General features: G+C 69.9%; 27 protein-coding genes. 6 read left to right on the plus strand and 21 right to left on the minus strand.

Going from position 1 to position 26317, the window contains the following annotated elements:
• Nucleotides 1-215: 215 nt before the first annotated feature.
• From ACWDAG_RS28750 to ACWDAG_RS28760, 3 genes are read left to right on the plus strand one after another with little or no spacing between them, the layout of a single operon-like run.
• Nucleotides 216-740, plus strand: coding sequence for a PadR family transcriptional regulator (locus ACWDAG_RS28750; RefSeq protein WP_450698446.1), 525 nt, complete (start codon nucleotides 216-218; stop codon nucleotides 738-740).
• Complete coding sequence (locus tag ACWDAG_RS28755) at nucleotides 737-1423, plus strand: ABC transporter ATP-binding protein (protein ID WP_450698447.1); 687 nt, start codon at nucleotides 737-739, stop codon at nucleotides 1421-1423. The genes ACWDAG_RS28750 and ACWDAG_RS28755 overlap by 4 nt, the downstream gene beginning before the upstream one ends.
• Nucleotides 1420-3753 (plus strand): ABC transporter permease, encoded by a 2334-nt coding sequence (locus ACWDAG_RS28760; RefSeq protein ID WP_450698448.1) that lies wholly within the window; start codon nucleotides 1420-1422, stop codon nucleotides 3751-3753. The genes ACWDAG_RS28755 and ACWDAG_RS28760 overlap by 4 nt, the downstream gene beginning before the upstream one ends.
• A gap of 44 nt (nucleotides 3754-3797) precedes the next feature.
• Here the strand turns inward: ACWDAG_RS28760 and ACWDAG_RS28765 are convergent, their stop codons facing one another.
• The 7 genes from ACWDAG_RS28765 to ACWDAG_RS28795 all read right to left on the minus strand — a co-directional run bounded on the left by ACWDAG_RS28765 (nucleotide 3798) and on the right by ACWDAG_RS28795 (nucleotide 10656).
• A complete protein-coding gene (locus ACWDAG_RS28765; protein WP_351462188.1) occupies nucleotides 3798-4226 on the minus strand; it encodes a hypothetical protein in 429 nt (142 codons plus the stop codon).
• Between the two features lie 4 nt (nucleotides 4227-4230).
• The gene (locus ACWDAG_RS28770; protein WP_450698449.1) at nucleotides 4231-4623 is read right to left on the minus strand and encodes a roadblock/LC7 domain-containing protein; all 393 of its coding nucleotides are present in this window, start codon (nucleotides 4621-4623) and stop codon (nucleotides 4231-4233) included.
• A gap of 58 nt (nucleotides 4624-4681) precedes the next feature.
• On the minus strand, nucleotides 4682-5506 hold the full coding sequence (locus ACWDAG_RS28775) for a MarR family transcriptional regulator (protein ID WP_450698450.1): 825 nt from the start codon (nucleotides 5504-5506) through the stop codon (nucleotides 4682-4684).
• A 133-nt stretch (nucleotides 5507-5639) separates the two neighbouring features.
• Nucleotides 5640-6992, minus strand: coding sequence for an AI-2E family transporter (locus ACWDAG_RS28780; RefSeq protein ID WP_450698451.1), 1353 nt, complete (start codon nucleotides 6990-6992; stop codon nucleotides 5640-5642).
• Between the two features lie 131 nt (nucleotides 6993-7123).
• Complete coding sequence (locus ACWDAG_RS28785) at nucleotides 7124-7807, minus strand: aggregation-promoting factor C-terminal-like domain-containing protein (protein WP_450698452.1); 684 nt, start codon at nucleotides 7805-7807, stop codon at nucleotides 7124-7126.
• Nucleotides 7808-8226: 419 nt separating this feature from the next.
• The gene (locus ACWDAG_RS28790) at nucleotides 8227-9552 is read right to left on the minus strand and encodes a PhoH family protein (RefSeq protein ID WP_450698453.1); all 1326 of its coding nucleotides are present in this window, start codon (nucleotides 9550-9552) and stop codon (nucleotides 8227-8229) included.
• A 330-nt stretch (nucleotides 9553-9882) separates the two neighbouring features.
• Nucleotides 9883-10656 (minus strand): isoprenyl transferase, encoded by a 774-nt coding sequence (locus ACWDAG_RS28795; protein ID WP_450698454.1) that lies wholly within the window; start codon nucleotides 10654-10656, stop codon nucleotides 9883-9885.
• 647 nt (nucleotides 10657-11303) lie between these two features.
• On the opposite strand from ACWDAG_RS28795, the gene ACWDAG_RS28800 reads away from it, so the two are divergent.
• Nucleotides 11304-12458 (plus strand): winged helix DNA-binding domain-containing protein, encoded by a 1155-nt coding sequence (locus tag ACWDAG_RS28800; protein ID WP_450698455.1) that lies wholly within the window; start codon nucleotides 11304-11306, stop codon nucleotides 12456-12458.
• Nucleotides 12459-12461: 3 nt separating this feature from the next.
• Here ACWDAG_RS28800 and ACWDAG_RS28805 read toward each other — a convergent pair whose 3' ends face one another.
• The 3 genes from ACWDAG_RS28805 to ACWDAG_RS28815 all read right to left on the minus strand — a co-directional run bounded on the left by ACWDAG_RS28805 (nucleotide 12462) and on the right by ACWDAG_RS28815 (nucleotide 15078).
• Nucleotides 12462-13277 (minus strand): SAM-dependent methyltransferase, encoded by an 816-nt coding sequence (locus ACWDAG_RS28805; RefSeq protein ID WP_450698456.1) that lies wholly within the window; start codon nucleotides 13275-13277, stop codon nucleotides 12462-12464.
• A gap of 89 nt (nucleotides 13278-13366) precedes the next feature.
• Nucleotides 13367-14239, minus strand: coding sequence for an LLM class flavin-dependent oxidoreductase (locus ACWDAG_RS28810; protein WP_450698457.1), 873 nt, complete (start codon nucleotides 14237-14239; stop codon nucleotides 13367-13369).
• A 77-nt stretch (nucleotides 14240-14316) separates the two neighbouring features.
• Nucleotides 14317-15078 carry a prepilin peptidase gene (locus ACWDAG_RS28815; RefSeq protein WP_450698458.1) on the minus strand — a complete coding sequence of 254 codons (762 nt, stop codon included), beginning with the start codon at nucleotides 15076-15078 and terminating at the stop codon, nucleotides 14317-14319.
• Between the two features lie 134 nt (nucleotides 15079-15212).
• Between ACWDAG_RS28815 and ACWDAG_RS28820 the strand changes: the two genes are divergently transcribed.
• Nucleotides 15213-15587, plus strand: coding sequence for a DUF192 domain-containing protein (locus ACWDAG_RS28820; protein ID WP_450698459.1), 375 nt, complete (start codon nucleotides 15213-15215; stop codon nucleotides 15585-15587).
• A 38-nt stretch (nucleotides 15588-15625) separates the two neighbouring features.
• Here the strand turns inward: ACWDAG_RS28820 and ACWDAG_RS28825 are convergent, their stop codons facing one another.
• The 3 genes from ACWDAG_RS28825 to ACWDAG_RS28835 form a co-directional block, all read right to left on the minus strand.
• Complete coding sequence (locus tag ACWDAG_RS28825) at nucleotides 15626-16129, minus strand: hypothetical protein (RefSeq protein WP_450698460.1); 504 nt, start codon at nucleotides 16127-16129, stop codon at nucleotides 15626-15628.
• 66 nt (nucleotides 16130-16195) lie between these two features.
• Entirely contained in the window at nucleotides 16196-18103 is a 1908-nt protein-coding gene (locus ACWDAG_RS28830) for a Flp family type IVb pilin (RefSeq protein ID WP_450698461.1), read from the minus strand.
• A gap of 125 nt (nucleotides 18104-18228) precedes the next feature.
• Complete coding sequence (locus ACWDAG_RS28835) at nucleotides 18229-18774, minus strand: N-acetyltransferase family protein (protein WP_450698462.1); 546 nt, start codon at nucleotides 18772-18774, stop codon at nucleotides 18229-18231.
• A gap of 208 nt (nucleotides 18775-18982) precedes the next feature.
• Here ACWDAG_RS28835 and ACWDAG_RS28840 point away from each other — a divergent pair, with 208 nt between their 5' ends.
• Nucleotides 18983-19549, plus strand: a complete 567-nt coding sequence (locus tag ACWDAG_RS28840; RefSeq protein ID WP_450698463.1) for a dihydrofolate reductase family protein — start codon at nucleotides 18983-18985, stop codon at nucleotides 19547-19549.
• A gap of 37 nt (nucleotides 19550-19586) precedes the next feature.
• Here ACWDAG_RS28840 and ACWDAG_RS28845 read toward each other — a convergent pair whose 3' ends face one another.
• The 8 genes from ACWDAG_RS28845 to ACWDAG_RS28880 form a co-directional block, all read right to left on the minus strand.
• On the minus strand, nucleotides 19587-20240 hold the full coding sequence (locus tag ACWDAG_RS28845; protein WP_450698464.1) for an OmpA family protein: 654 nt from the start codon (nucleotides 20238-20240) through the stop codon (nucleotides 19587-19589).
• An 8-nt stretch (nucleotides 20241-20248) separates the two neighbouring features.
• Nucleotides 20249-20833, minus strand: coding sequence for a hypothetical protein (locus ACWDAG_RS28850; RefSeq protein ID WP_450698465.1), 585 nt, complete (start codon nucleotides 20831-20833; stop codon nucleotides 20249-20251).
• A 34-nt stretch (nucleotides 20834-20867) separates the two neighbouring features.
• The gene (locus tag ACWDAG_RS28855) at nucleotides 20868-21467 is read right to left on the minus strand and encodes a pilus assembly protein TadG-related protein (RefSeq protein ID WP_450698466.1); all 600 of its coding nucleotides are present in this window, start codon (nucleotides 21465-21467) and stop codon (nucleotides 20868-20870) included.
• A complete protein-coding gene (locus ACWDAG_RS28860) occupies nucleotides 21467-21664 on the minus strand; it encodes a Flp family type IVb pilin (protein ID WP_450698467.1) in 198 nt (65 codons plus the stop codon). The genes ACWDAG_RS28855 and ACWDAG_RS28860 overlap by 1 nt, the downstream gene beginning before the upstream one ends.
• A 160-nt stretch (nucleotides 21665-21824) precedes the next feature.
• Nucleotides 21825-22766 (minus strand): response regulator, encoded by a 942-nt coding sequence (locus ACWDAG_RS28865; RefSeq protein WP_450698468.1) that lies wholly within the window; start codon nucleotides 22764-22766, stop codon nucleotides 21825-21827.
• Between the two features lie 32 nt (nucleotides 22767-22798).
• The gene (locus tag ACWDAG_RS28870) at nucleotides 22799-24388 is read right to left on the minus strand and encodes a sensor histidine kinase (RefSeq protein WP_450698469.1); all 1590 of its coding nucleotides are present in this window, start codon (nucleotides 24386-24388) and stop codon (nucleotides 22799-22801) included.
• A gap of 19 nt (nucleotides 24389-24407) precedes the next feature.
• The gene (locus tag ACWDAG_RS28875) at nucleotides 24408-25295 is read right to left on the minus strand and encodes a DUF5936 domain-containing protein (RefSeq protein WP_450698498.1); all 888 of its coding nucleotides are present in this window, start codon (nucleotides 25293-25295) and stop codon (nucleotides 24408-24410) included.
• Between the two features lie 45 nt (nucleotides 25296-25340).
• Nucleotides 25341-26285, minus strand: a complete 945-nt coding sequence (locus ACWDAG_RS28880) for a type II secretion system F family protein (RefSeq protein ID WP_450698470.1) — start codon at nucleotides 26283-26285, stop codon at nucleotides 25341-25343.
• Nucleotides 26286-26317: the final 32 nt, after the last annotated feature.

Consider the following 26317-nt stretch of genomic DNA (forward strand, 5'->3'; position numbering starts at 1 on the left):
AACGCCGGACAGGCCGGACGGGCCGGACGGGCCGGACGGGCCGGACGGGCCGGACGGGCCGGACGGGCCGGACGGACAGCGTCAGCGGCGCAGTCGTTACGGAACCATGACAATCGCCCCCCACCTGCAAATCCGTGACCGAGCTCTACCCCCCGCCATGATCTAAACACTGGGCGTATACACAAGGCGTATACACCATGTGTAGAGTCGTGGACATGTCCATCGGTCACACCCTTCTGGGACTCCTGGAGTCCGGACCCCGCCACGGCTACGACCTGAAGCGGGCCTTCGACGAGAAGTTCGGTCACGACCGGCCGCTGCACTACGGCCAGGTCTATTCGACGATGTCCCGTCTGCTGAAGAGCGGGCTCGTCGAGGTCGACGGCATCGAGGCGGGCGGCGGGCCCGAGCGCAAGCGGTACGCCATCACCGACGCCGGGATCACCGACGTGGAGCGGTGGCTCGCGACGCCGGAGGCGCCCGAGCCGTATCTGCAGTCCACGCTGTACACCAAGGTCGTCCTCGCACTGCTCACCCACCGCAACGCGGCCGACATCCTCGACACGCAGCGCTCCGAGCACCTGCGGATGATGCGGATCCTCACCGACCGGAAGCGGAGGGGGGACCTGGCCGACCAGCTCATCTGCGATCACGCCCTGTTCCATCTCGAGGCCGACCTGCGCTGGCTGGAGCTCACCGCCGCGCGCCTCGACAAGCTCGCGGAGGCGGTGGCCAAGTGACTCCCGCAGGTTCTCTGCTCGTCGCCGACGAGCTGCGCAAGTCGTACGGACCGACCACCGCGCTGGACGGTGCCGAGTTCTCCATCCACCCCGGTGAGGTCGTCGCCGTGATGGGCCCCTCCGGGTCCGGCAAGTCGACGCTGCTGCACTGTCTCGCGGGGATCGTGACGCCCGATTCGGGGTCGATCATGTACGCCGGTCGCGAGATGGCGACCATGAGCGACGCCGAGCGCAGTGCGCTCAGGCGCTCCGAGTTCGGGTTCGTGTTCCAGTTCGGGCAGCTGGTGCCGGAGCTGACGTGCGTCGAGAACGTCGCCCTTCCGCTCCGCCTCAACGGCACCTCCCGCAAGGAGGCCGAGCGGGCCGCGCTGACCTGGATGGAGCGGCTGGAGGTCGACGACCTGAGGAAGAAGCGGCCCGGCGAGGTGTCCGGCGGCCAGGGGCAACGGGTCGCCGTGGCACGGGCGCTGGTCACCGACCCGCGTGTGCTGTTCGCCGACGAGCCCACCGGCGCCCTCGACTCGCTCAACGGCGAGCGCGTGATGGAGCTGCTCACGGACGCGGCCCGGTCCACCAACGCCGCCGTCGTCCTCGTCACGCACGAGGCACGGGTGGCCGCGTACTCGGACCGCGAGATCGTCGTACGGGACGGCAAGTCCCGGGACATGGAGCGGGCCGTATGACTCTGCGGGGGTGGGCCGGGGATCTGGCCATGGGGGTGCGGTTCGCCTTCGCGGGCGGGCGTGAGGGGTGGACGCGGGCCGTGCTGACGGCTGTGGGCGTCGGACTGGGGGTGGCGCTGCTGCTGATCACGACGGCGATCCCGAGCGCACTGTCCGCCCGGGACAAGCGGGGCACCGACCGGGACGACTTCACGTACAGCGCGAAGACGCTGCCGAAGTCGGACCACACGCTGATCATCGCCAACGCGGAGACGTCCTTCCGCAGCAAGGACATCCGCGGCCGGTTCGTGGAGCCCGAGGGGGTGAAGGCGCCGCTGCCGCCGGGCGTGGCGAAGTTCCCGGCGAAGGGCGAGATGGTCGCCTCGCCGGCGCTGAAGGAGCTGCTGGAGTCCGACTCCGGCAAGCTGCTGCGCGAGCGCTACCCCTACCGGATCACCGGGACGATCCAGAACTCCGGACTGATCGGACCCGCCGAACTCGCCTTCTACGCGGGCGCCACCGGCCTGGAGAACCATCTCTCCAACGGCTACGTCGAGCGCATCGACTACTTCGGACCCTCCGCCAACCGCACGCCGGACAAGCTGGACCCGGTCCTGATCCTGCTCATCATGATCATCTTCGTGGTGCTGCTGCTTCCGGTCGGTGTGTTCATCGCGGCGGCCGTCCGCTTCGGCGGCGAGCGCCGGGACCGGCGCCTCGCGGCGCTCAGGCTGGTCGGCGCCGACGGCCGAATGGCCCGTCGGATCGCCGGCGGTGAGGCCCTCGCGGGGGCGCTGCTCGGGCTGGTGCTCGGCACCGTCTTCTTCGTGGCGGCCAGGCAGTCGGCGAGCATACTGGTGGTACGGAACATCAGCGTCTTCCCCAGCGACCTCAACCCCTCCCCCGCGCTCGTCGCGCTGGTCGCCGTCGCCGTACCGGCCGCGGCCGTCCTCGTCACCCTGTTCGCGCTGCGCGGGGTCGTCATCGAACCGCTCGGTGTGGTCCGTACGGCCAAGCCCCCGCGCCGCCGGCTGTGGTGGCGGCTGCTGCTGCCGCTGGGCGGGCTCGGGCTGCTCTACCCGATGATCGGCCAGGGCAACGACAACGGCCGCTTCAACGAGTGGATGGTGATCGGCGGCACCGTGCTGCTGTTGGTCGGCGTCACCGCACTGCTGCCGTGGGTCGTCGAGGCCGTGGTGGCCCGGCTGAACTCCGGCTCGGTCTCCTGGCAACTGGCCGTCCGCAGGCTGCAGTTGAGCAGTGGCTCGGCCGCCCGCATGGTCAACGGCATCGCGGTCGCGGTGGCCGGGGCGATCGCGCTGCAGATGCTGTTCGCCGGGGTCGAGCACGACTACACCAAGCAGACCCGCAACGACCTGAACCGGGCGCAGATGCAGGTCTCCCTGCACAGCGACGTGCCGCTGGCCGAGGTGAGCCGTGCGCTTTCCGGAACCGAGGGGGTGCGCCACGCATCGGCCCTCTCGCTGGGCTCCGCCGCGGACCGGGCAAAGAACCCGGAGAACTCGCTGGAGGTCGCCGTCGGCAGTTGCGCGGAGCTGCGCGAGGTGGCGCGGCTGGCCTCCTGCCGGGACGGCGACGTGTTCCGGATCACCGGCGGCGAGTACGGCGACAAGGCGAAGGAGTTCCTCACGCCGGGCCGGACGCTGTACTTCGACCCCCGGTACGACGACCACCCGAGCCACACGGCCGCCTGGAAGGTGACCTCCGGCACCCTGACCGCCGAGGGGCGCCCGGACCCGACCGGCTACGAGCGCGGCGGTCTGCTCTTCACGCCGGGCGCGCTGCCCGCGTCCGCGCAGGCCGGCCTGAGCCCCATGGTGTACGTGTCGCTGGACCAGTCGGTGCCGGATGCCCGTGACCACGTGCGCAATGCCGCGGCCCGGCTGGATCCGCTGTCGGAGACGTTCAATCTGGCGGCCAGCGAGCAGTCGCTGCAGTTCAAGCCCATCCGCAACGGCCTGTCCGTCGGCGCCACCTGTGTCCTGCTGCTGATCGGCGCGAGTCTGCTGGTCTCCCAGCTGGAGCAGCTGCGCGAGCGCAAGAAGCTGCTGTCCTCGCTGGTCGCCTTCGGCACCCGACGCCGCACGCTGAGCCTGTCGGTGCTGTGGCAGACGGCGATTCCGATCGCGCTGGGTCTGATGCTGGCGTCAGCGGTCGGGCTGACGCTGGGCGCGGTGCTGCTGCGGATGACCGGCGAGAGGGTGACCGTGGACTGGGCGAGTGTGCTGACGATGACGGGCATCGGCGCGAGTGTCGTACTCGCCGTGACCCTGCTCAGCCTGCCCCCGCTGCTGCGGCTGATGCGCCCGGACGGCCTGCGCACCGAGTAGCCGGCCCAGGGCCCCTCCCCGACATGGGGAGGGGCCCTGTCCCTTCACAGGCCGTACTCCCGCACCACCCGCCGTACCTGCGCGAACAGCATGCCCACGTTGACCGACTTGCGGCAGACGACGACGGCCACGACGTCCTGCTGCTCATTCATGCGCACGAACAGGTGTGTGAGGTTCTCGCTGTTGACCAGGATCTCCTGGAAGAAGTGGTTGTCGCTCTGGATCCCACGGCGCTCCTTGAACACGTCCTCGATCATCACCACCGTGCGCCCCTGGAACAGGTCGAGGGTCGCACCGGCCAGCAGGTCCAGGACCTCCGGCGGGTGGTTGTCGACGGTCTCGTACGAAAGCAACATGCCGGTGGACATGTCGACGACGCCCGAGGCGACACAGTCGGGGGCATCGGTACGGAGGGACTTGACCAGGCCCATCACCTGGTCCGAGAAACCTGGGGTCATACGCTTCGTCGCCATCCCTTCAGACTCCTTCTGCTGTCTTGTTGTGCTGCATGAGGATCGAGCCGATGCGGTCAAGGGCGGGCCCGCTCGCCCGGTGCAGGCCGTCGACGTCCATGCCCTCGTCGCCGAGCACGACCATCAGGGCGGTGTCACCGACGGCGTAGAAGGCCGCACATCCCTGGCTGCCGTACGTCACGGTCCGGCGCAGGGGGCCGCGGGCGGTCGCCTGGGCGGTGCGGCGGGCGAGGCCGAGGCCGGCCGCGGCGAGGGCGGCGAGACCTTCCGGGTCGATCGAGTCTGCGGTGTCGGCCGCGATCAGCAGTCCGTCGGACGCGGCGACCGCGGTGTCGGTGATTCCGGCCACCTGCTCCCGAAGGCCGCGCATCTCAAGCGCCAGAGCTTCGTGGTCCATATGCTCAACTCCCCTATTTCTCTTTGCATTTCGTGCGATCGGCAGCTGCTGGGCTGATTCATTTCGGGGTTCCGTTCCGCAGCCGGAAGAAGCCGCCCGGCCTGCGTCGGGGCAGGTCGACGGGTGCCGGCGGCTGCGGCGGGGGTGGTACGGGCGGTGGCGGGATGCGGTGGCGGATGCCGTCGGGGGGTGCGCGGACCGGGATCGGCGCGGGCACGGCGGGGCACTCCAGGAGCCCCTCGCCGAGCATCCGGGCGACCTCGACGGTGACGGTGTAGACGCCGCGTCCGGTGCGGAAGGCCAGGTCGCGGGCGGTACGGCGGCCGTCGGCGTGGTCGAGCAGCGCGCGTTGCAGCGCGGTGAGCGGGCCGCCGGAGTGCGGGGCGGGGACGGGCCGTTCGCGATCGGGGTGGACGGGGCGGGGCAGGGCCGCGAGGGCGGCGAGTTTGCGGGCCGCGTCCTCCAGGAGCCGGGCCGGCGGCTCGCCCTCGGCGACCGGAGCGGTCGGTTCGACGCCGTCCTCGGCGCGCTCGCAGCCGTCGACGCGGCCCGCGAGGATCGCGAACGCCGCATCCTGCAGCGCCATCACGCACACCACCCTGAGCTGGGCGGCACCGGTGTATCCGCGGGCGATCAGCCCGGCGGCGGGCCAGCGTGCGCCCCTGGCCTCCCGGACCAGCGCGGCCCACTGTTCGCCGTCCACCCGCCCGGACCGCAGCAGCAGCGTCTCGGGGCCCGGCGCCCCGGGCGACTCGGCGGCGACGACGAGCCCGTCCCTGAGGTGCAGGGCGCCGCCGGGCGCCCCGGACACACGCAGGACACCGGTCCACCCGTCCCGCCCGCAGGCGGCCAGCGCCCGCGTCAACAGGTCGTAGCCCGACATCACGCGGGAAGGTGTATCAGGCCGAACGCATATTCCGGGCGCAGGTTTCCGAGCTGTCGCCAGGTGACGGAAGTTGAGCCGGGGGCTCGTTCAAATCGCTTTCTTCGGTGCGGATTTGATCGAGCGGTGGCTGTCAGGCGCCGGTGTTTTCGGTGACGTCGCCGAGGGCTGTGCCCCCGGACCCCCCTTCGGCCTGAACGGCCTCGTCCTCAGTCGCCGGAGGGGCTGGTTGTTGCTGATCGGCGGGGAGAAGTCCGGCCGAGTACGCCCGCAGATACCCCACCACCGTGTTCGTCACCGCCACCAGCGGTACGGCGACCACCGCGCCGCCGATCCCGGCGACCATGCCGCCCGCCGCGACCGACAGGACCACCGCGAGTGGGTGGACGCGTACCGCGCGGCCGAGGATGAACGGCTGCAGGATGTGGCCCTCGATCTGCTGGACCGCGAGGACCACGAGGAGCGTCATCACCGCGGTGAACACGCCCTGGGTGACCAGCGCGACGACCACCGCCAGCGCGCCGGAGGCCACCGCACCGACGAGCGGGATGAAGGAGAACAGGAAGATGAACACGGCCAGCGGTACGGCCATGGGGACGTCGAGGAAGTAGATGCCCAGGCCGATGAAGATGGCGTCGATCAGGGCCACCAGCACCGTGCCGCGCACATAGGCGGTCAGCGTGCGCCAGGCCCGCGGGCCCGCGCCCGCGACACCGGGGCGGGCCGCCGCCGGCACCAGCTTCAGCGTCCACTCCCAGATGCGCCGGCCGTCGTACAGCAGGAACAGGGTCGAGAAGAACGTCAGCAGAATGCCGGTGAGTGCCTCGACGACGACCGTCACGCCTTCGAGACCGGCGGAGGTGATCTGGTCGGTGTTGGCGCCGACCGCCTCCCGCAGGTTCTTGGCGATCTGGTTGATCTGCTTGTCAGTGACGTGGAAGGGGCTCTTCAGCAGCCAGTTGCGCAGATCGTCGATGCCGTTCTGGATCTGGTTGGAGAGGTTGTCGATGTTCTCCATGACCTGCCAGGTCACGAACCAGCCCAGCAGGCCCAGGACGACGAAGCCGAAGATCGCGGTGAGGGCGGTGGCCGGGCCGCGCGGCACGCCATAACTCTTGAGGCGGGCCACCGTCGGCTGCAGCAGCGCCGTGATGAGCAGAGCGACGACGAAGGCGAAGACGACGAGTTGTACGGCGCTGATGACCCGCATCAGCACCCAGACCGTGCCCGCGAGCACCAGCAGCCGCCAGCCGGCCTCGGCGGCGACGCGCACACTCCACGGCACGGCCTGTACGGGGTCGGGGCGGACGACGGGCGGGGGCGGTGCCTCGGCGGTGTGGTCCACAGGCGGCGTCGCCGTCCTGCGCGGCGACGGCGTCGGGTCGTCCGACTCCCGCTCCACCTCGGCGCGACGCTCGTCCAACCGCTCACTCACCTCGGTCAGACCGGCACCGATACGGCCGAGCCACCCTGGCACTCGCGACATGATCCGTCCTCTTCCCCCGTCTCTCCCCACCACTCCCCCCGGAGTCGTCGCGTCCGACCGTACATTGCGAAAGCCCCTCCCCTAAGGACGGGGAGGGGCTGCGCAAGGTTGAGAGGGCTCGGACGGAGCTCCTAGTACCAGTGGTTGGCGGCCCAGAAGGACTGCGCCGCGCACGGGCTGCCGTAGCGGTTGTTCATGTAGTTCAGGCCCCACTTGATCTGTGTGGCCGGGTTGGTCTGCCAGTCGGAGCCGGCCGAGGAGTACTTCGAGGCGGGCAGTGCCTGGAAGAGACCGTAGGCGCCGGAGGAGGCGTTGACCGCGTGGTAGTTCCAGCTGGACTCGTGGTCCACGATGTAGCTGAAGCACTGGAACTGGCCGCTCGGCACCATCTGCCGGGCCATCGCCTGGATCTCGGCGACGGAGTACGAGCTCTGGATCGGGAAGTCACCGGCGCTGCGGCTGGCCTTCTCCTTGGCCTCGGCGCGCTCCTTGGCTTCCTTGGCCGCCTTCTCCGCCGCTGCCTTCTTGGCGATGGCGGTGTCGGCGGCAGCCTTGCGGGCGGCCTCCTCGGCGTCCTTCTTGGCGCTCGCGTCGGCCTGGATCGCCTGGGCGTCGGCCTGCTGCGTCAGGGAGGCGGTCTGGACCTGGGCCTGCTGGCCCGCGGGTATGTCCGCCAGGAGCGTCGCGTCGCTTGCCGTCGCCTCGGCGTCGTTGGGCACAGCGGTGCTGCCCGAGGCAACTCCGACAACGCATCCGACGGCGGTGACCGCGGTGGCCGAGGCCACTGCGAATCCCCGGACCGCAATCCGGCTCACACGGTTTCCTTCCAGCATCGCCCGCTTCGGTGACCCTGGCGGACGCAATCGTGCCCCTGACTCTGGCCTCCCAACTAATGGGTCACGGGAGGCGCGGGCCCGGTGGGCAACTCCCGCGAGGGGAGCGCCGCGTGGTGCTCGGGCGGCATACGACGACGCTGTGGAGTTAGCTGTGGTGCTCATGTGGTTCCGTACCGCTGGGGGTACAGGTGTGTCGTATGCGGGGCCTGACAGGAGTGAGACTCTGCCGTAACCGGACGCCGGGTGGCAATTCTGAGTTGCGTGTGAAAGCTCACATCCCGTTTGACCCCAGGGATTTCGAGAAACAGCAACACGCGAAGGCGCCGCCCCGCTAGGCTCACGGCCTTTGCGGAACGGCGCCAACCGCCCTTGAATTACCTCAGAGTTGACCTTCCGTCTCAGATCTGTCCGTCTTCGAGCATTTCGGTCACAAGCGCCGCGATCTGGGACCTCTCGGACCTGGTCAGCGTCACATGCGCGAAGAGCGGATGCCCCTTCAGCTTCTCCACCACGGCGACGACACCGTCGTAGCGTCCGACGCGCAGATTGTCCCGCTGTGCCACGTCATGGGTGAGAACCACCCGTGAATTGGCACCGATTCGGGACAGAACGGTCAGCAGGACATTCCGTTCCAGTGACTGCGCCTCGTCCACGATCACGAATGCGTCGTGCAGCGAGCGTCCGCGGATGTGGGTGAGCGGAAGGACCTCCAGCATTCCGCGCGCGGTGACCTCTTCGATGACCTCGCGGCTGGTGACCGCGGACAGTGTGTCGAAGACCGCCTGCGCCCAGGGGCTCATCTTCTCGGCCTCGGAGCCTGGCAGATAGCCGAGCTCCTGCCCGCCGACCGCGTACAACGGCCGGAAGACCATCACCTTCTGATGCTGGCGCCGCTCCAGCACCGCTTCGAGTCCCGCGCACAGCGCGAGCGCCGACTTGCCGGTGCCAGCCCGGCCGCCCATGGACACGATCCCGACGTCCGGGTCGAGGAGCAGATCGAGCGCGATCCGCTGCTCCGCGCTCCTCCCCTTGATACCGAAGGCCTCCCGGTCGCCGCGCACCAGGCGGATGTTGCCCTCGGCGGTGACCCGGCCGAGCGCCTTGCCGCGCTCCGACTGGATGGTCAGACCCGTGTGCACGGGAAGGTCGGACGCTTCGGGCACATACACGTGCCCTTCCTCGAAGAGGATGTCCACCTGCTCACCGGGCAGGGTCAGTTCGGACATTCCGGTCCAGCCGGAGGAGTCCGTGATGGCGAGTTCGGCGCGGTACTCCTCGGCGAGGAGGCCGACGGACGAGGCCTTGATCCTGAGCGGCAGGTCCTTCGACACGACGGTGACGTCGAACCCCTCGGCCTGCAGATTGCGGGCGACCGCGAGGATGCGGGAGTCGTTGTCCCCCAGGCGGTAGCCGGTCGGCAGCACGCTGGGGTCCGAGTGATTGAGCTCGACACGCACGGTGCCGCCGAGTTCCCCGATCGGGATGGGGGCGTCGAGGCGGCCATGCCTCACCCGGAACTCGTCGAGCAGCCTGAGGGCCTGCCGGGCGAAGTAGCCGAGCTCGGGATGGTGCCTCTTGGCCTCCAGCTCCGTGACCACGACGATGGGGAGCACTACCTCGTGCTCGTCGAAGCGGCTCAGGGCGTTCGGGTCGGCCAGCAGGACGCTGGTGTCGAGAACATAGGTGCGCCGGTCTGGCTTGTGGCGCTTTGTGCTGGTCACCACGGAAGGACGTACCCCCTCGGATGAGGTCGGGGAGCGACGGAGTGGAGCTGGGCCGGTCGACGGCCGCGATGCACGGGCCGAATACCGGCCCTCCGCCTTGTCTTCCGTGCTGGAACCGCACGGTCGGGCTGGTGCAAAGGGCCTCCCGGGCGGACGGCCCCGTGCCGCCCGCTGAGATCCGACACCCGTGGTTCGGGCGTCGACCTGACTGGCTTATGCCCTCGAACATGCGTCACCATGCCGACGCATATGACGGCACCCTGGTGAACTCCTTGTTACGGATGCCCCAAATCGGGGTACTCGCGCGCCCTTCGGATGGCGTACGGCGTGTCAGCCGCCGTAACGCCGGTGTCGCGCCGCGTAGTCACGCAGGGCGCGCAGGAAGTCCACCTTGCGGAAGGCGGGCCAGAAGACCTCACAGAAGTAGTACTCGGAGTGCGCGGTCTGCCAGAGCATGAATCCGGACAACCTCTGCTCACCGCTGGTGCGGATCACCAGGTCGGGGTCGGGCTGGGCCCCGGTGTAGAGGTGGCGGCCGATCATGTCGACGTCGACGGCCTCGGCGAGGTCCTCCATCGAGGTGCCCTTGTCCTGGGCGTCGAGGAGCATCGCGCGCACCGCGTCGGCGATCTCCTGGCGGCCGCCGTATCCGATGGCGACGTTGACCAGTATCCCGTCGATGCCGGCGGTGGCCTCCTCGGCCTCCTTCAGGGTGGTCTGCATCTGCGGCGGGAGCAGGTCGGGGGTGCCGACGTGGTGCACGCGCCAGCGGCCGTCGGTGGCGAGGGCCTTCACGACGTCCTCGATGATCCCGAGGAGCGGGCCGAGCTCTTCCTGGGGCCGGTCGAAGTTGTCCGTCGACAGCAGCCACAGGGTGACGACCTCGACGTCCGTCTCGCTGCACCAGCCGAGGAACTCCTCAATCTTCTCGGCACCGGCCCGGTGGCCGTGCACGGTGGAGGAGCCCGCGGCCTTCGCCCAGCGCCGGTTGCCGTCCATGATGACGCCGATGTGCTTGGGCACCTGAGCGTGGTCCAGGTGGCCTTCCACCCGGCGTGCGTACAGCCTGACCAGCAGGCCGCGCAGCTTGTCGCGCAGGTTCACGTGATTGTCAGCCCCTCCGTACGGATCGGACAGGCGCGGGCCCAGGAGTGTGGAGGGCGATCCTGTCCGTATGGCGGTCCCCGGAGGCGAAGCCTACCCCCGGCTCCACCACCGCTCTCCCAAGGGGTGCTGGGGGGCAAGAAAACGGGCCGGTCCGTGGGGGGGAGACGGACCGGCCCGAGGGGGGGTTTCCACCATAACCCTTCGTAAGTGCTGCTGGGTGCATCGGCGTGCCACAACTACTCTCCGAATTCGAACGACGACGCGCCGATGGCCATGGAGAGGCACTTTCACGGCGGGCTCATGGCCGGATCACAGCGGATTTCCAGGGGAAACGTGCGGGAAGCGGCGTGATCCGGAGGGTTTGCCGGGTCTTGGGCCTCGTTCGGCGAGTTGTCCCCGCATCCCCCAGCCGGGTGACCCGGCCCACGAACGTCGACTTGACGTGGCTACGGCACCGCGCAGCCCCCTCCACTGCGCGGTGCCGCCGCGCAGCTTTGCTCACGCGAATTACCTTGGTCTGAACTTACGTGACACATGGGACTGGAGGCGACCCGCGGGGATAACGATGTGGAAACCGCCGGCCTTCACGCGCGGAACCTCCATCTAGGACAGAAACTGTCCTGCTTACCTCCTACGGTCGTCTCATGACCTTGAGGATCAGCTGGAACGAGGCGAGCGCGCGCCGACTGGAACGGCAGTTCCTGGCCAACCCTGCCGAGCCGGGCACGGCGGTCGCCGATGTGGTCGACGCGATGCTCGCCGCGCATGCCCAGGTGCTGTCCGCGGCCGAGGTGTCGGTGGGGGTGCGGACGGCCGGGACGACCCGGGCCGCGGTGCGCGCCGCGCTGTGGGAGAAGCAGGAGCTGGTGAAGACGCACGGCCCGCGCGGGACCGTGCATCTGCTGCCCGCGCGGGGACTGCCTCTGTGGTGCTCGGCGTTGCCCGCCGTACCGTCCACCGCGAGCCCGTTCGCACCGGGGGTACGGGTCACCGAGGAGCAGGCACGGCAGATCGTGGCGGCGATCGGGGACGCCCTGGAAGGGGTGTCCCTGACCATCGACGAGCTGAGCGAGCAGGTCGTCGCCCGTACCGGTCCCTGGGCCGGCGACCGGGTGATGCCCGCCTTCCAGGACCTGTGGCCGCGCTGGCGGCAGGTGCTGCACCGGGCCGGGCAGTCCGGCGCCCTGTGCTTCGGCCCGAACCGCGGCCGCAAGGTGACGTACACCCGCCCGCCGCACTTCGCTCCGCTGCCGGCGGACGAGGCGGTGCGCGAGCTCGCCCACCGCTATCTGCGCGCCTATGGCCCGGCGACGCCGCAGAACTTCGCCAAGTGGCTGGCGGCACCCGGGGGGTGGGCCGTCGAGCTGTTCGGCACGCTCGCCGGGGTGGGGGAGATCGAGGAGGTCGTCTTCGAGGGGGCGAGGGGGTACTGGGTCGTGGCGGGCGACGCGGAGTTCCCTCAGGAGCGGCTGCCCGGGGTCCGTCTGCTGCCGTACTTCGACGCGTACGGCATCGCCGCGCAGCCCCGGGAGCTGCTGTTCCCGGGGGCCGCGCACGGACGTGCGCTGGCGGGCGGCCAGGCGGGCAACTATCCGGTGCTGCTGGTGGACGGCGTGGTGGCGGGGGTGTGGCACCAGCGGCGCCGGGGTCGTCGTACGACCGTCACGGTGGAGCCGCTCGGACGGCTGACGGCGCGGCAGGAGCGCGAGTTGGGCGAGCAGGTGGAACGGGTCGGCGAAGTGCTGGAGGCCGAGGCGGAGCTGGTGATCGGGGAGGTGACGGCGGGGCCGCACGCATAGGGCTCACCGGCGGTGCGGCTTGCGGGCCTCGAGGAGGTGTCGGGTGCTGTGCGCGACGAACGGGCCCTCGGCCTCGATCCGTTCGTGCAGTGCGCGGAGCTTGTCCTCGTACGCCTCGACCGTGAAGTCCGGGACCATCCAGATCACCTTGCGGAGGAAGTGGACGACGGCTGCGATGTCGTGGAACTCGATGCGGAGCCGTTCGGCGCGCAGGTCGACGATCTCCAGGCCGGCCGCTTCGGCTCCGGCGCGTTCGCGGTCGGGGTGGCGGGTGCTGCGGGACGCGTCAGGCTGGGGGCCGAGGAAGTGCTCGACGAGTTCGAAGACGCTGTTCGGGCCGACGTGTTGGGCGAAGTAGGTGCCGCCGGGCTCCAGGACGCGGGCGATCTCCGTCCAGTGCGGGGTCACCGGGTGCCGGCTGCTGACGAGGGCGAAGGCGCCGTCCGCGAAGGGCAGCGGGGCGTCCTCGGGTACGGCGACGACCACCGTGCCGTGGGGGCGGAGCAGGGCGGTGGCCTTGGCGACGTTCGGCGGCCAGCCCTCGGTCGCGGCGGTGAGCACCGGTGGCTTCTCGGCCCGGCCGAGGGCGAAGTGCAGGACCTCGCCTCCGCCGGTCTGGATGTCCAGCGCGGCTTCTGCCCCGGCGAGGCGGCCTGCCAGGGAGACGGCGTAGCCCCATGACGGCCGCTGCTCCGTGGCACGGCCCTCGAACCAGGAGAAGTCCCAGCCTTCGGTGGGTGCGGCGGCGCCTTCGGCGAGGAGGGTCTCGAAGCGGTGGGGTTCCCTGCGGGACGTGAGTGATTTGCGGTGGGGCAACATCCGCGGCTCCGTCGTGGCTGGTCGCGCAGTTCCCCGCGCCCCTATGGGGCGCGCTACGGAACCGTCGCGGACTTTTGCGAACCCTGCGGTCATGGGATCAGCGGTCTGACCTCTTGTGCCGCGAACCGTACGAATCCCTCTGGGTCGGGTTCGTCGCCCGTCGGCTGGAGGATCACCCTGTCGGCGCCTGCGTCCGCGAGGCGCTGTACGGCCTTGGCCACGGCGCCGGCGTCTCCGGCGACACCGAGGTCGGGGACGGACTCGAGGCCCTCGTCGGCGAGTTCGGCGCGGAGCCGGGCGGTGGCGTCGGGGCCGGTGGCGGTGAGGAGGTACACGACCACCTCGTGCGGGTCGGTGCGCCCTGCCGACTCCCGCCCCTCGTCGATGAGCCGGCGGGCCTGCCGTACGCCGTCGGCCGTGGTCGACGCGGTGAGGATCGTGCCGTCGGCCGCCTCTCCGGACAGCCGCAGCGAACGCGGCCCGGTGGCTCCGGCCAGAACGGGCACGGGTCCGGCGGGCGGCCAGTCCAGGGCGACGTCGTCCAGCCGGACGTAGCGCCCCTCGGTCGTCACCCGCTCACCGCCCAGCAGGGTCCGCAGCGCGACAAGGTGCTCACGGAGCAGCGTGACGGGCGACTCGACCCGCGCCCCCACCTGCCCCATCCAGTCCTGCACGCCGTGCCCGACGGCGACGACCGCGCGCCCCGGGAACATCCGGTGCAGCGCGGCGGTCTCCATGGCGGTGATGGCGACGTTGCGCAGCGGCACGGGCAGCAGCCCGACGCCCACCCGCAGCCGCTCGGTCCAGGCAAGAGCGGCAGCGGCGGTGGAGATCCCGCCCTCCCGGAAACAGTCCTCCCAGAGCCAGAGTTCCTCGAGGCCGCTCTCGTCCGCGAGGCGGGCGACGTCCCTGAGGCGCTCGGGAGGCAGTTGGGGTCGGAACACAGCACCGAGTCCAGTCATGGCTTCTTCCTATCCGGGCGGCACGAGCCGGACAACTTCTTTATTCACCGCCGTTGTCGGTGTCCGGCTCGGAGCCGTCACGCCGCCGCGAATGCGCCCAGCAGCAGTCCCGTGAACGCCCCGCCGATCATGAACGGGCCGAGCGGAATGGCCGACTTGCGGCCCGCGCGGCGGGCGACGACCATCCCGAGGCCGTACACCGAGCCGTAGAGAAGGCCCGCGAAGGCCCCCGTCAACAGGATCTGCCAGCCGTACCAGCCGAGGGCCGTGCCCAGGGCGAGGGCGAGTTTCACGTCGCCGAAGCCCATGCCGGAGGGGTTGAGGAGGAAGAGGACGAGGTAGGCGGCGCCCAGGGTCAGGCCGCCGAGCAGGGCCGTGGGCCAGGATCCCGTGGCGGAGGGGAGGCCGGCGGCGAGACCCAGGAGGGCGGCGGTCGTGGCGGCCAGCGGCAGCGTCAGGACGTCGGGGAGGCGGTGTACCCGATGGTCGACGAGGGTCAGCAGGACCGCCACGGGGGTGAGGAGCACCCAGACCGCCGTCTCGGGGTGAGGGCCTGCTGCGGCGGCAAGGGCCGTACAGGCGAGGGCCGTTGCCGTGGAGACGGCCACCGCGCTCGGGCCGTACGGACCGCACAGCCCTGTTCCCTCTGCCCCTTCGCTCTGCCGGCAGTCCGCTCTGCCCAGCCAGCCGGCGAAGGCGCCCGTGATCCGGTGGCCTGAGGGGCAGCGGTCGCTCCACGGCTGACCCGGGTCGACCGAGAAGCGGTGGGCGGCTCGGGGCAGGAGCAGGCCCGTTCCCGCGCCCCACAGGGCTGCCACGAGGGTGAGGATTGTGCGCACGGCGGGACCTTATGCCCGGCGCGGGCGGGAGGCATGGGTCCCCGGGCCCATGGGAGGCCTACTCGGGTGGCGAGCGGAGCGGATACGTTCGGTCCGGGCAGGAGACGGTGACGGCGGTGGGAGGTGGCCTCGGGATGCGGCGGAGATGGGCGGACGGGCACGGGAAGTTGATCGTGCGGACGGGGGCCGGGGCGGGCGCTGTCGCCGTTCCGCTGGAGATCGCCGCCTCCTACCGCGCCCGTACGAAAGGGCTGTTGGGGCGGGACTCGGTCGACGGGGCGATTCTGCTCTCCCCCGCCAACAGTGTGCACACGTTCCGGATGCGGATGCCCATCGACGTCGCCTACCTCGACCGTGACCTGACCGTCGTCGCCGTGGTCACCATGAAGCCCTGGCGGCTGGGCCTGCTGCGGGCCCAGGCGCGGCATGTGCTGGAGTCGGAGGCCGGGGCGATGGCGGGGTGGGGGATCAGGGTGGGAGTGCGGGTGGAGGTGCTGGCCGACGGCTGAGGGGCTGACGACTGAGGGGCTGACGGCTCCCGGGCTGTTCAGCCCTGGTTGTTCTCGCGCTCCCAGCGGTGCATGTCCTCCGCGTTTCCGATTCTGATGCCGAAGGTCCAGGTCGGGTCGAAGAAGAGCCAGTAGCGGGACTCGAGTTCGAGGCCGAGGCACTTGATCACAGCCTCGTCGGGCTTCGACCTGGTGTCCGTGAAGGGGCGGACGGCCGTGCAGCGAAGACGGTCCCAGCCGTCGCCGAAGAGCTGTTCTCCCCAGGAGACGTGCGCGATCTCGTCGTCGGTCTCCTCTTCGACCCGTTCGAAGAGTTCGACACCGCCCAGCGACACGGAGTCCACGACACGGGCCGCCAACTGGTCGTACTGGCCGACCGATTCGAGACGCAGCGCTCCCTCGTCGAGCAGGACGTGCACGACGAGCGGCTGGGGACGGAACACGGGGACCGGTTCCTCGTCCCGGTCGATCCAGCCGGGTACGAGGACCTCGGTGACGTATCGCCGCCGTAGGACGTCCTCGACGTGCCTCCAATGGGTCACTGCCTGCTCCCGCCCTTCTCCCGCTGCCACTGCCTCGGCTGCTTCCGGGACCGATTGCACCACGGGTCAGCCGGCCTGCTTGGTGATTTCGATCGAGGTGTCCAGGCCTTCACCGGACTTCAGCGCGGTCCAGAACTCGCCGTTCTCGCGCAGCACGATGGTCACCCCGCCGCCGCGGTAGACGAGGCCCTCCGGCTCGCCCTTCTTCAGTGTGCCCTTGCCGACGAGCTTGAACGTGCCGTTCTCGATGTTGGCTTCGATGTCCCGCAGGAACCGCGGACCGTCCTCCTTGAGCTTCTTGTACTTGGTGCCGAGCGCGTCCTCGACCAGTTTCTTGTGGCGCAGGAAGTGGTCCTTGAACTTCTTCGGGTCGCCCTGCCGGACGGTCGGCCTCCTGGCCGCCTCGACCTCTTCCTTCGTCATGCGGCCGGCGGCCTCGTCCGCCTCGTCGGCCTGCCTGCGGGCCTCCTCGGCCTCCTTCCTGGCGTCCTCGTCGCAGCCGTCCTCGGCGAGTACGACGTACGGGGAGCCGGCGGCTCCCGCGGCCAGGACGGTGGTGCCGGTGCCGGAGGAGCCGGTGAGGGGTGCCCCGCCGGCGGGGGCGGTGCCGTCGTACGGGACGCGGCGGCCCGGTGCGGAGATGGTGCAGCCGCTCCGCCTCGCCTTCTTCTCGGCTTCCGCGGCCGCGTCCTCGGCCTCCTTCGCGGCCTTCTCCGCGCCCGCCGCATCACCGGCCTTCGCCGCCTTCTTGGCGTCCTCCGCCGCCTGGCCCGCCTTCTCCGCGAGTTCGCCGAGCTTCCCGAGCCGGCCCAGCTTGCCGAGGTCGCCGACCTTCTCGCCGACCTTGGCGACGTCGTAGCCGGGGATGAAGAGGGAGCCGATGTTCCAGATGACATGGCTCACGGCGCGGGTCCGGTGGCCGCTCTGCCAGTCATTGGCCACGTCGTCGCCGATGAAGACGTCGGAGAGAACGGTCCCGCCGGTCTTCAGCGATGCGCCGCCCCAGCCGAGGACGGCGCCCAGGTAGTCGCCCTTGGACCAGTTGTCCCGGGCGCCCTCGGAGTTCTCCATCCAGTCGTGGCCGAGCTGCTTGCCGTAGTCGCCGATGCCCTTCAGGGTGTCCAGCGGGTGGCGGACCAGGCCGTAGATGCCCGTGATGTCACCCCAGGCTCCGTCGACGAACAGGCCCTGGCCGACCTGTTCGATCTGGTTGCCGGCGCAGCCGAAGAAGGCACCGACGCCGGAGAAGCAGCCGTGGTCGCTCTTGTCATCGGGGCTGTCGTCTTTCTGGTCCGGGGTGGCCGTGTCGTCGCCGTTGCCCTTGGCGTTCTCTGCCCTGACGTCCGTGCCGCCGCCCGACGGGGCGGGGCAGCCCACGCCGGTGACCTTGCAGACCTGGGCCTCGACGCCGCCGTAGACCTGGGTGCCGAGGCCGCTGACCAGCAGCGCCGTGATGAGGGCGGCGACGATGGCCACGAGGCCGGCGTACTCGACGGCGGTCTGGCCGTCGTCGCGGTGCCGGCGGATCATGCGGGGCGGGGAGAAGGGGCGGCGCTCTGCGCGGTTGGGCTCGGGGAGCTCGTACCACTGCCTGCTCTCGGACTGGAGCAGGAAGCAGAGGATGACGACCGGGAGGAAAAGCTGCAGACCGCCGTGCCCCGAACCGGCGGCGAGGTCGGCGAGGCCGCCGAGGATCAGCCAGACCTGTACGGCGACGAGTCCGCGCCGCACGCGTGGCCCGCCCTCCCGGCTGCGCCGGGCGAGCCACCATCCCAAGATGCCGGGCGCGGCCGCGTACCCGACGCGGGCGATGACGCGGCCGTCGAGGGCGTCGTACGAGGCGGCGGTCAGGAGGAGGCCGACACCGCCGAGGACGGTGAACGCGAACAGCGCGTGCACCAGCACCAGGGCCACCGACAGCGACCGCGGCAGCTCCCGCCGTCCACCGTCCGGCACTCCCCCCATCGACGCCATGCCTGCCCCTTCGCCGTCGGTTCGCGACAGGGTTCGACGGTAGGGAGGGGGCGGTCGGGCAGCATGGGCCCGCGGACCCAAATCGGTGCCCAATCGGCCTTGGGCCGAGTACTGAGTGGATGTTGCTACGAGGCTGCGGGTCCGGTCGGGAGACTCAGCTCAAGGCGCAAGCGCACATAGTTCGCGTCGCCCGGACCGGGCCGATGATGCCCATCGGGCTTCCACCCGTGCCGGGCATAGAAGGTCTGAGCCCGGCTGTTGCGCTCCCATGCTTCGAGCACACCGGTCGTCCGGGCCGCATCGCGTAGCCGCTCCACGAACGCCGCATGCAGCCGGCTGCCGATCCCCTGTCCCCAACTTCCGGGGTGGACATGGATCTGGTACAGCTGGCCGGCAGCCGCGGAGTCCACGTCAGGATCCGAGGGCGGGCCCATCGCAAGGATGCCCAAGGTCTCGCCTCCGCGCACAGCGCACAGCACTGTCCTGGCGTCGTCCTGGAGGGCGTGCATCCACATCTCCCGCCGACGGGAACGTGCCTCAGGAGAGGTGAGTTCCGGCTCCCGGAATCCACCTGCCCGGTAATACGCGGTGCGCGCTTGCGTGTGCAGGTCTGTGATCCGGTCCAGGTCGTCGAGGCTCGCCGTTCGCAGCAGGGTCTGGGAAGTCGTCACAATCGGACGACGTCACTGGCTCGATGATCGGTTCCGCTGTGAGTGACCGGCCAAGTTCACCCGCACCTTGCGTCGGGTCCGGGTCGGCCGAGTGCACCACGCTGAGGCCCGAGCACGAGGGCCACCGGCGGGCCCAGATCGCGCACCGATGAGTTTCCCGCGCCACGCTGGTCTGTACGTCGGACACCCACGGACGGAAGGCTGGGCCATGCGGAAACTGATCTACGGCATGAACCTCACCCTGGACGGCTACATCGCCGCGGTCGGCGACGACATCGGCTGGAGCGGACCGCCGAGCGACGAGCTGTTCCAGTGGTGGCTCGACCTCGAACAGGCGAGTGGCCTGTCGCTGTATGGGCGCAAGCTGTGGGAGACGATGAGCTCCTACTGGCCGACCGGCGACCAGCAGCCTGGCGCCACCCCGGCGGAGATCGAGTTCGCGCGGACCTGGCGGGACACGCCGAAGGTGGTGTTCTCCTCGACGATCGACAAGGTCGACTGGAACACCCGCCTGGTCACCGGCGACGCGATCGCCGAGATCACCCGGCTCAAGGCCGAGGACGGCGGCCCGATGCACATCGGTGGCGCGACGCTCGCCGGGGCGGCCATGCGCGCCGGGCTGATCGACGAGTACGCGATCGCCACCCACCCGGTCCTGGTGGGCAGCGGCACGCCGTTCTTCACCGCTGTGGACAGCTGGGTGAACCTGAACCTGGTGGAGACGCGGACGTTTCCCGGCGGCGTGGTCCTGACCAGGTATGAGACGAGGCGCTGAGCAGCGGTACCCGTGAAGCGCGTCCCAGAGTCGTTGATCAGCTCTCCGTTCGCGGGAACGTGACCTCGACCCGCCGGTTCTTCCTGCGGCCCGCCTCCGTGGAGTTGTCGGCGATCGGGTACTGCTCGCCGTAGCCGCGTACCTCGAAAGTGATGCTCGGGTCGTGGAGCTCCTGGTCCAGGACGTCCTGTACGGCGTTGGCGCGTTGCCGGGAGAGGACGTCGCCATGAGCCGCCGAGCCCAGGTTGTCCGTGAAGCCGAAGACGCGGACCTTTGTCGCGTTCTGCTTCTTGATCTCGTCCGCGATCCCGGCGATTCGGGACTTCGCCTCGTCGCTCAGCTTCGCGCTGTCCTTGCTGAACAGGACCTCGGCCTGGAGGGCGAACGTCACGTCGGTATTGGTGTCTTCGCGGCGTTCCTCGCCGCCCTGGTCCTCTACGACGGACTTGATGTCCAGGACTTTGGGCGCGGCGAGGGTGGCGCCCTCGGGGAGCTTGAGGTCGGGGTCGTTGGGGTCGACTTTGACCGGGGCCGAGGCGGTGGCTTCGGTGCCGGGCGGGACGCTCGGGGAGTCGTCCGCTTGGGCCGTGACGGCGCCGAAGAGGTTGGTGGCGAACATGAGGGAGGCGGCGGTGAGGGTGAGGGCGAGGCGGGGGGTGCCCGCTCGGGCAGGGGTGTGGGTGACGGTCATGGTCGGCCTCACCCAGAGATCGCGATGTCAGCGGGAGCGAACATGGGGAGCTGGAAGGAAACTTGGGTCGTGTCCGTGGGCGGCGCGGGGAACTGCATGAACACAGGCACGGTTTCGCCTGACTTGACGGACGTGATGCCCGTCGTGGTCAGCGGACGACCATCCGTGTCACGCAGGACGTAGTAGCGCTTCTTCCCCTTGGAGTCCACCAACGTGGCTCCACCGAGCGATCGGCCATTTCTGATGATCTCGGTCTCGTTGCCGCTCAGCTGCGCGGGAAGGGTGAGCGTCTTGCCGCTGTCGTTCTTCAGGACTCCGCTGACCGTGACGAATCCACCCGAGTCCCGCTTGGCCGAGGTGATCTGAAGCAGCAGACCATCCGGGCCTTTCAATTCGGCCAGGGGCTCGTCCGACTGCCCCTCCTGAGCACTCGCGTTTGATCCACTGCCCTTGGAGGCGGACGCCGACGTGTCCGGCTTCTTGGCGTCGCCACTACCGCCGCTGCCGCAACCGGCCACCCCGACGGCCAAACCGGCCGCAACGGCCAACGCGACCATCCCCCTACGGGCCTTCGCAGTGAACCGAATGCTCATGACTCCGCTTCCTTCATCACTCGTCGTTCGCTTGTCAGTCGGCCAGATGGACGTCGAAGAGGTCCTTGGGCTCCGGTAGGCCGCCGGGGTCGTGCGGGTCCAGATCCCAGTCCCTGTCGATGCCCGTGTCCCTGTCCCTGCAGGTGAGCTTCGGCAAGCCAACGTCCCCGGCGGGTTTGCAGAGAGGCTCGATCACGGCCTTGGCGGACGCCTGAGCATGCGTGTTCTCCGTGCCGGGGACGATCGAGTCTCCGACGGTCTTGTCCGTCTCGACCTTGACCTTGTAGCTCAGGTCCCACAGCTGAGTAACGCATGGGCCGATCCGGTGCGCGCCGTTCTGCGCCGCGAGCTGGTCCGCACGCGGGCAGCCGTCGAGCACCGCCACGCGGCCGTCGAGGATGTCCTGCCACTTCGTGGGATCGAGTACGACTTCCTTCCACTGCCCTGCGAGCTTGTCCCGGGTGTCCTGCGCCGCCGCGAGGGCAGCCGCGTCGGCTGCCGTCTGGGCGCTGTTCCGGGTCGCCGCGGCCTGGCCGACCGCAAGATACGCGAACGCGAGAAAGAGCAGGCCCGCCACCACCGTGATGTAGATGGGGAAGGCCTGCCCTACGTCGTCGTACCTATGGGGCCGCATCAACCGCCAGTAACCTCGGTGATCTTGTCGGTGATCGCGTTGAAGATCGTCTGCCCGATGTCCGTACCCGTAATAGCCAACACGATCGCCACAACCACCGCGATGATCCCCAGATACTCCACTGCCGTCTGCCCCTTGTCGTTGCGGGCGGCGCGAGCCTGCAGGTGTGCGACGGTGGTGTTGATCCAGTTGCTCATGGTGTTCCCCTCCGGGTCGGATCTCCATGCCGCTCTCGGCACGAGAACCGTACGGTGCAACACCCCTCCCGCCGAAGGGCCCCAGGGCCCAATCAAGGGCCCAAAGCGAGTTCCGGCCATGAGCTCGGTACCGCGCGTTCCCCCCTGCCGTCATCTCCCGTCACCCCGCCCCTCGGCCCGGACCGGGCGCTGTGCCGAGCCACTTGGCGGCCGCCTCCGAGCGGCTGGTGCTGTGGAGTTTCGCGAAGATGCGGTTGATGTGGTTCTTGACCGTCTTCTCGCTGATGAAGCAGGTGGCGGCGATCTGCTGGTTGTTCATTCCGGACGCGATGAGTTCCATGATCTCCGCCTCCCTCGTGCTCAGTTGGAACCTTGCTCTGTCGGGAGCAGCCACCGGACGGCCACTCGACCATCCAGACGACGACTGTCCCATACTCGGTTGCACCTGCGAAAGGTTTTTTGAAGAAACAGTGGAGGTCGGAGTGCCTGGAACACTGAAATCAGCTGGTGGGGTGGGTAGTTGAGTAGATACATGCGGATGTGCACGAGGCTCATTTTCGTATGCAGTTGCACTACCCAAGCCCTCTGGGAGGGGTAGTTCCCCCTGCTGCTGGCGCAGCTGCGCCAGCAGCGCCCCCGCCGCCGTCGGCGTGAAGTGGGCCTTGCCCTCCTTGATGTCCCATACCGCTGCGACCAGTTGGTCCGCGGTGAACTCGCCGTGGACCAGATAGCCGCCTGCGCCGCGGCGCAGGGCCTCCTGGACGATCTCCGATTCCCTGCTGTACGTGAGCATCACGACCGGGGCGATCCGCACCAGGTACGGGAGCGCCGAGATGCCGTCCACGCCGGGCATGCGGACGTCCAGGAGGACAACGTCGGGGTGGTGTTGGAGGGCCGCTTCGTAGGCCTGGCGGCCGTCTGCCGCTTCCGCCACGACCGTTATGTCCGCGCGGCCGGAGAGGAGGGCTGTGAGGCCTGCGCGGACGACCGGGTTGTCGTCCGCCACCACGACCTTCAGCGGGGCGGGTGAGGGGACGGCCTCGAACGGGTCCTGCTGCGGCGGCTGCTGGGGACCGGTGTGGGGAGTCGTGGGATCCGGCATCGGGCGGCCTCCTCTCGTCTCGTGGGGGATCTTCATGTCGTCACGGCCGCCAAGGGCAGTTCCAGGCAGACCTCCGTGCCCTTGGGGTGGGCGCCGCGGCCGATGCGAATGCGGGCGCCCACCGACGCGGCCCGCTCCACCATTCCGACCAGGCCGAAGTGGCCCGCCCTGCGGAGTTGTTCGAGGGTGGTGCCGGAGGGCAGGCCGCGGCCGTCGTCGTAGATGCTGATGCGGAGGAGGCCGCCGTGGACGCCTGCGTGTACGTCCACCCGGGTCGGGGCCGCGTGGCGGTGGGCGTTCTCCATCGCCTCCGAGGCGATGGTGAGGAGTTGGCGGGCGACCGCGGGTGGGACGGGTGGCACGGCGTCGTCGCCGGTCGGGCGGTAGGAGGCCGGGACGCCGGTGCGGGTGGTGAAGTCCCGGGTGTGGGCGGCCAGTTCGGCCAGGACGTCGGTCGCGTGGTCCGGGTCGGATTCGCGGCGCAGGTCGGCCAGGAGCTCGCGGGATTCGGCGGCGGCTCGGCGGGCCGAGCGGGCGACGAGTTCGGCTTGTTGCTCGACCAGCTTCGGGTCCATGTCCGGTGCGCCCGCCGAGCCTGCCAGGCCGTCAGCCGCGAGCGCCACGCCGTGGAGGGTCTTGGCCACCGAGTCGTGCATCTCCCTTGCCAGTCGCGCCCGTTCCGCGCTCACCGCCTCCGTCACCGCCAGGCGGGCCTGCATCGCGGTCAGGGCCTGCGTTGCGGCGCCGAAGCGGAACATGAGGTTGCGCAGGGCCGAGCCGACCGCGCCCGCGATCACGCACAGGCCGGGGAGGAGCAGCGTCTCCGCGGGGCGGCCGGCGTGCAGGTCCCTGGACGCCGCGTGCACGAAGAAGAGGATCAGGGACTGGAGCGACGCGAAGACCGCGGCGCCGCGCCAGCCGTAGACGATGCCGGCCAGGAGCGGGGTGCAGACGCTGACGTAGGCGAGGGTGGTGTCCGGGCCCGCGGAGATGAGGAGCAGGGAGCCGAAGAGCATGTCCACGGCGAGGAGGGTGGGGTGCCGCAGGAGCAGGGGGCCGAAGCGCTCCCAGTCCCTGAAGAGGACGTAGGAGCCCATGAAGGTGACTACGACTGCTGCGCCCACGAGGCGTGTGGCCATGCCCGGCGCGGCGTTGAGGAGGGCGGCGGGGGCGGCCAGCGCGATCATGGCGAGGCGGAAGCCGAAGACCTGGCGGCACATGGCCTGGAGGGCGTTGATCTGGAGGGGGATCGTGGGGGGTGTGCGGCTCTCGGTGTCCGGTGGTGCCACCGGGTGGTGAGTGCCGACGACCGCCACCGGAGGCGGAGCCGGAACGAGAACAGGAGCAGGAGCAGCCTTCGAAGGGCCCGGCGGTCCCGCCTGTCCGCGCGGATCCGGCTGCGCCGGTACCCCCGGCAGCGGCGCCTCCGCCCGTTCCCACCCCGGTGGCAGCTGCGGTGTCGCCGAGGTCACCGGGATGTCGGGGGCGCCCGTGCGGGCATGGGGCGGCAGGACCGTGCCCGCCGGTGGGGTGGTGATCTCCGGGGGCTTCGGGCGTCGTCGTAGCAGGCGTGTGCGTTCCTCGCGTCCCGCGAGTTCCTCTCGTTCCTCTGTCGTCGCCATGGTCCTGGTCACCCCGTCCCTACTTGCCCGTGAGTGAGCCGAAGTCGGTGCCGGAGCCGAGGATCAGACCGGCGCCGAGGAGGAGCATCGTGGCCGGGACCATGAAGGTGGTGATCATCATGGTGGCCTTGGGGACCGCGCGGGCCGCCTTGCGGCGGGCGTTCTGCGCGTCCGTGCGGCGCATGTCCTTCGCCAGGGCCACGAGTGTGTCGACGATGGGAGCGCCCAGTTCCTCGCCCTGCTGCAGCGCCGTCACGAACATCGCGACCTGTTCGGAGTCGTTGCGCCGGCGCAGCTCCGCGAAGGCCTGGCGGCGGCTCATGCCGAGGTCCATCTGGCGGAGGGTGATGCGCAGTTCGTCCGCCCAGGGGCCCTCGTACTTCGAGGCCACCCGGTCCAGGGCCTGGCGGAAGCCGAGGCCCGCGCTCACCACGACCGCGAGCACGTCGAGGAAGTCCGGCAGGGTGCGCTCGATGACGTCCTTGCGGATGCGGATCGCCGACCAGATGCCGACCTCCGTCCAGAACGCGCCGAAGGCGAACAGGACCAGGGCCAGGATGAAGTTGCCCTTCATCAGGAACACCAGTCCGCCCACGCCGCCCAGGAAGCCGTAGACCGCGCGACGGGCCGCATAGCGGTCGATGGTCAGGCCGCCGGGGTTGCCCGCGAGGTCGATCTTGCGACGGTACTTGGCGACCAGCTTCGGGCCCATCAGGCGCAGGACCGCGGGCGCGTAGCGCATGCCGAGGCGGTCGATGAGCGAGTCGACCGCGCCGGTGCGGGTCGAGCCCACCTCCAGGGCGAGCACCAGATCGCCGGGCAGCTTGGCGTCCGCGCGGTACATGCGGATGCCGGCGAAGATGCCCCAGACGCTGAGGCCCATCGCCAGGGCCAGCAGAAGTCCCACTCCCATGGTCGTCCTCCCTCCAGAGTTCTCGTACGCTCGGGCGTCTCAGACGTCGATGCGGGACAGGCGGCGGATGAGGATGAAGCCGACCGCGTAGAGCGCGAAGGCGATGATCACCGCGGCCTGGCCGAGCGAGGAGCCCGTCATACGGTCCAGGGCGCCGTGCTTGACGCCGTTCATGAGGAACAGGGAGCCCACGCCGAGCACGGGGACGGCGTACGAGGTCATGTTGACCTGGGAGAGCTGGGTGCGGACCTCGCGCCGCGTCTCCTTCCGCTCCTCCAGCGTGTCCGTGAGGTTGCGCAGTGCGGTGACCACCTGCCCGCCCGCCCGGTTCGACAGCACCAGCGTCGTCACGAGTACGACCAGCTCGCGCGACGGCAGCCGCTCGGCCAGTTCGCCCAGTGCGTCATCCATGGACGCGCCCAGCGCCAACTGGTTGGCGACCTTGGCGAGTTCCTCCCCGGCCGGCGCCTCCAGTTCCTCCGCCGCCATCCCGATCGCGGTGCGCAGCGCCAGGCCGGCCTGGGTCGCGTTGGCCATGATCCTTGCCAGCTCCGGCAGTTGGTTGATGAACTTCTCGATCCGCTTCTGCCGCTGCCAGTTCAGGAACTGCACGGCCACCCAGATGCCCAGCAGACCGGCCAGCGGTCCGAAGAAGGGCGCCAGGGACGCCTGGCCGATGAGCCACAGACCCGCCACCGTCGCCAGCATGTAGACGAAGAACTCGCCCGGAGTGATGTCCAGGCCCGTCGCCGCCAGCCGCAGTTCCAGCTTCTTGCCGAGCTTCGTACGGCGCAGGCGGCGGTCCAGGTTGCGGAAGCGCCGGCGACGGCCGCCCGCCGGTATCTGCCCGGCGGCCGAGAGGCGGTCGACGAGTGCCTGGCGCTGTGCCTTGCCGGTGGCGTAGGAGTGCAGGCCGATGACCGCAAGGACGCAGGTCAGCAGGGTGATGCCGGTGGTGAGCAGGACTAGGGTGTGCAGATCCATCGGGCGGTTCCTACCTGGGTTCCATCGGGACG

The organism is Streptomyces sp. NPDC001157 (assembly GCF_053598255.1).

What these genes read in the sequence shown, in the direction of transcription:
- ACWDAG_RS28750 (WP_450698446.1), top strand. Translation starts at nt 216, where the DNA reads ATGTCCATCGGTCACACCCTTCTGGGACTCCTGGAGTCCGGACCCCGC.
- ACWDAG_RS28760 (WP_450698448.1), top strand. Translation starts at nt 1,420, where the DNA reads ATGACTCTGCGGGGGTGGGCCGGGGATCTGGCCATGGGGGTGCGGTTC.
- ACWDAG_RS28765 (WP_351462188.1), bottom strand. Translation starts at nt 4,226, where the DNA reads ATGGCGACGAAGCGTATGACCCCAGGTTTCTCGGACCAGGTGATGGGC.
- ACWDAG_RS28770 (WP_450698449.1), bottom strand. Translation starts at nt 4,623, where the DNA reads ATGGACCACGAAGCTCTGGCGCTTGAGATGCGCGGCCTTCGGGAGCAG.
- ACWDAG_RS28775 (WP_450698450.1), bottom strand. Translation starts at nt 5,506, where the DNA reads ATGTCGGGCTACGACCTGTTGACGCGGGCGCTGGCCGCCTGCGGGCGG.
- ACWDAG_RS28780 (WP_450698451.1), bottom strand. Translation starts at nt 6,992, where the DNA reads ATGTCGCGAGTGCCAGGGTGGCTCGGCCGTATCGGTGCCGGTCTGACC.
- ACWDAG_RS28800 (WP_450698455.1), top strand. Translation starts at nt 11,304, where the DNA reads ATGACCTTGAGGATCAGCTGGAACGAGGCGAGCGCGCGCCGACTGGAA.
- ACWDAG_RS28805 (WP_450698456.1), bottom strand. Translation starts at nt 13,277, where the DNA reads ATGTTGCCCCACCGCAAATCACTCACGTCCCGCAGGGAACCCCACCGC.
- ACWDAG_RS28810 (WP_450698457.1), bottom strand. Translation starts at nt 14,239, where the DNA reads ATGACTGGACTCGGTGCTGTGTTCCGACCCCAACTGCCTCCCGAGCGC.
- ACWDAG_RS28820 (WP_450698459.1), top strand. Translation starts at nt 15,213, where the DNA reads ATGCGGCGGAGATGGGCGGACGGGCACGGGAAGTTGATCGTGCGGACG.
- ACWDAG_RS28830 (WP_450698461.1), bottom strand. Translation starts at nt 18,103, where the DNA reads ATGGCGTCGATGGGGGGAGTGCCGGACGGTGGACGGCGGGAGCTGCCG.
- ACWDAG_RS28840 (WP_450698463.1), top strand. Translation starts at nt 18,983, where the DNA reads ATGCGGAAACTGATCTACGGCATGAACCTCACCCTGGACGGCTACATC.
- ACWDAG_RS28845 (WP_450698464.1), bottom strand. Translation starts at nt 20,240, where the DNA reads ATGACCGTCACCCACACCCCTGCCCGAGCGGGCACCCCCCGCCTCGCC.
- ACWDAG_RS28850 (WP_450698465.1), bottom strand. Translation starts at nt 20,833, where the DNA reads ATGAGCATTCGGTTCACTGCGAAGGCCCGTAGGGGGATGGTCGCGTTG.
- ACWDAG_RS28855 (WP_450698466.1), bottom strand. Translation starts at nt 21,467, where the DNA reads ATGCGGCCCCATAGGTACGACGACGTAGGGCAGGCCTTCCCCATCTAC.
- ACWDAG_RS28860 (WP_450698467.1), bottom strand. Translation starts at nt 21,664, where the DNA reads ATGAGCAACTGGATCAACACCACCGTCGCACACCTGCAGGCTCGCGCC.
- ACWDAG_RS28865 (WP_450698468.1), bottom strand. Translation starts at nt 22,766, where the DNA reads ATGCCGGATCCCACGACTCCCCACACCGGTCCCCAGCAGCCGCCGCAG.
- ACWDAG_RS28870 (WP_450698469.1), bottom strand. Translation starts at nt 24,388, where the DNA reads ATGGCGACGACAGAGGAACGAGAGGAACTCGCGGGACGCGAGGAACGC.
- ACWDAG_RS28880 (WP_450698470.1), bottom strand. Translation starts at nt 26,285, where the DNA reads ATGGATCTGCACACCCTAGTCCTGCTCACCACCGGCATCACCCTGCTG.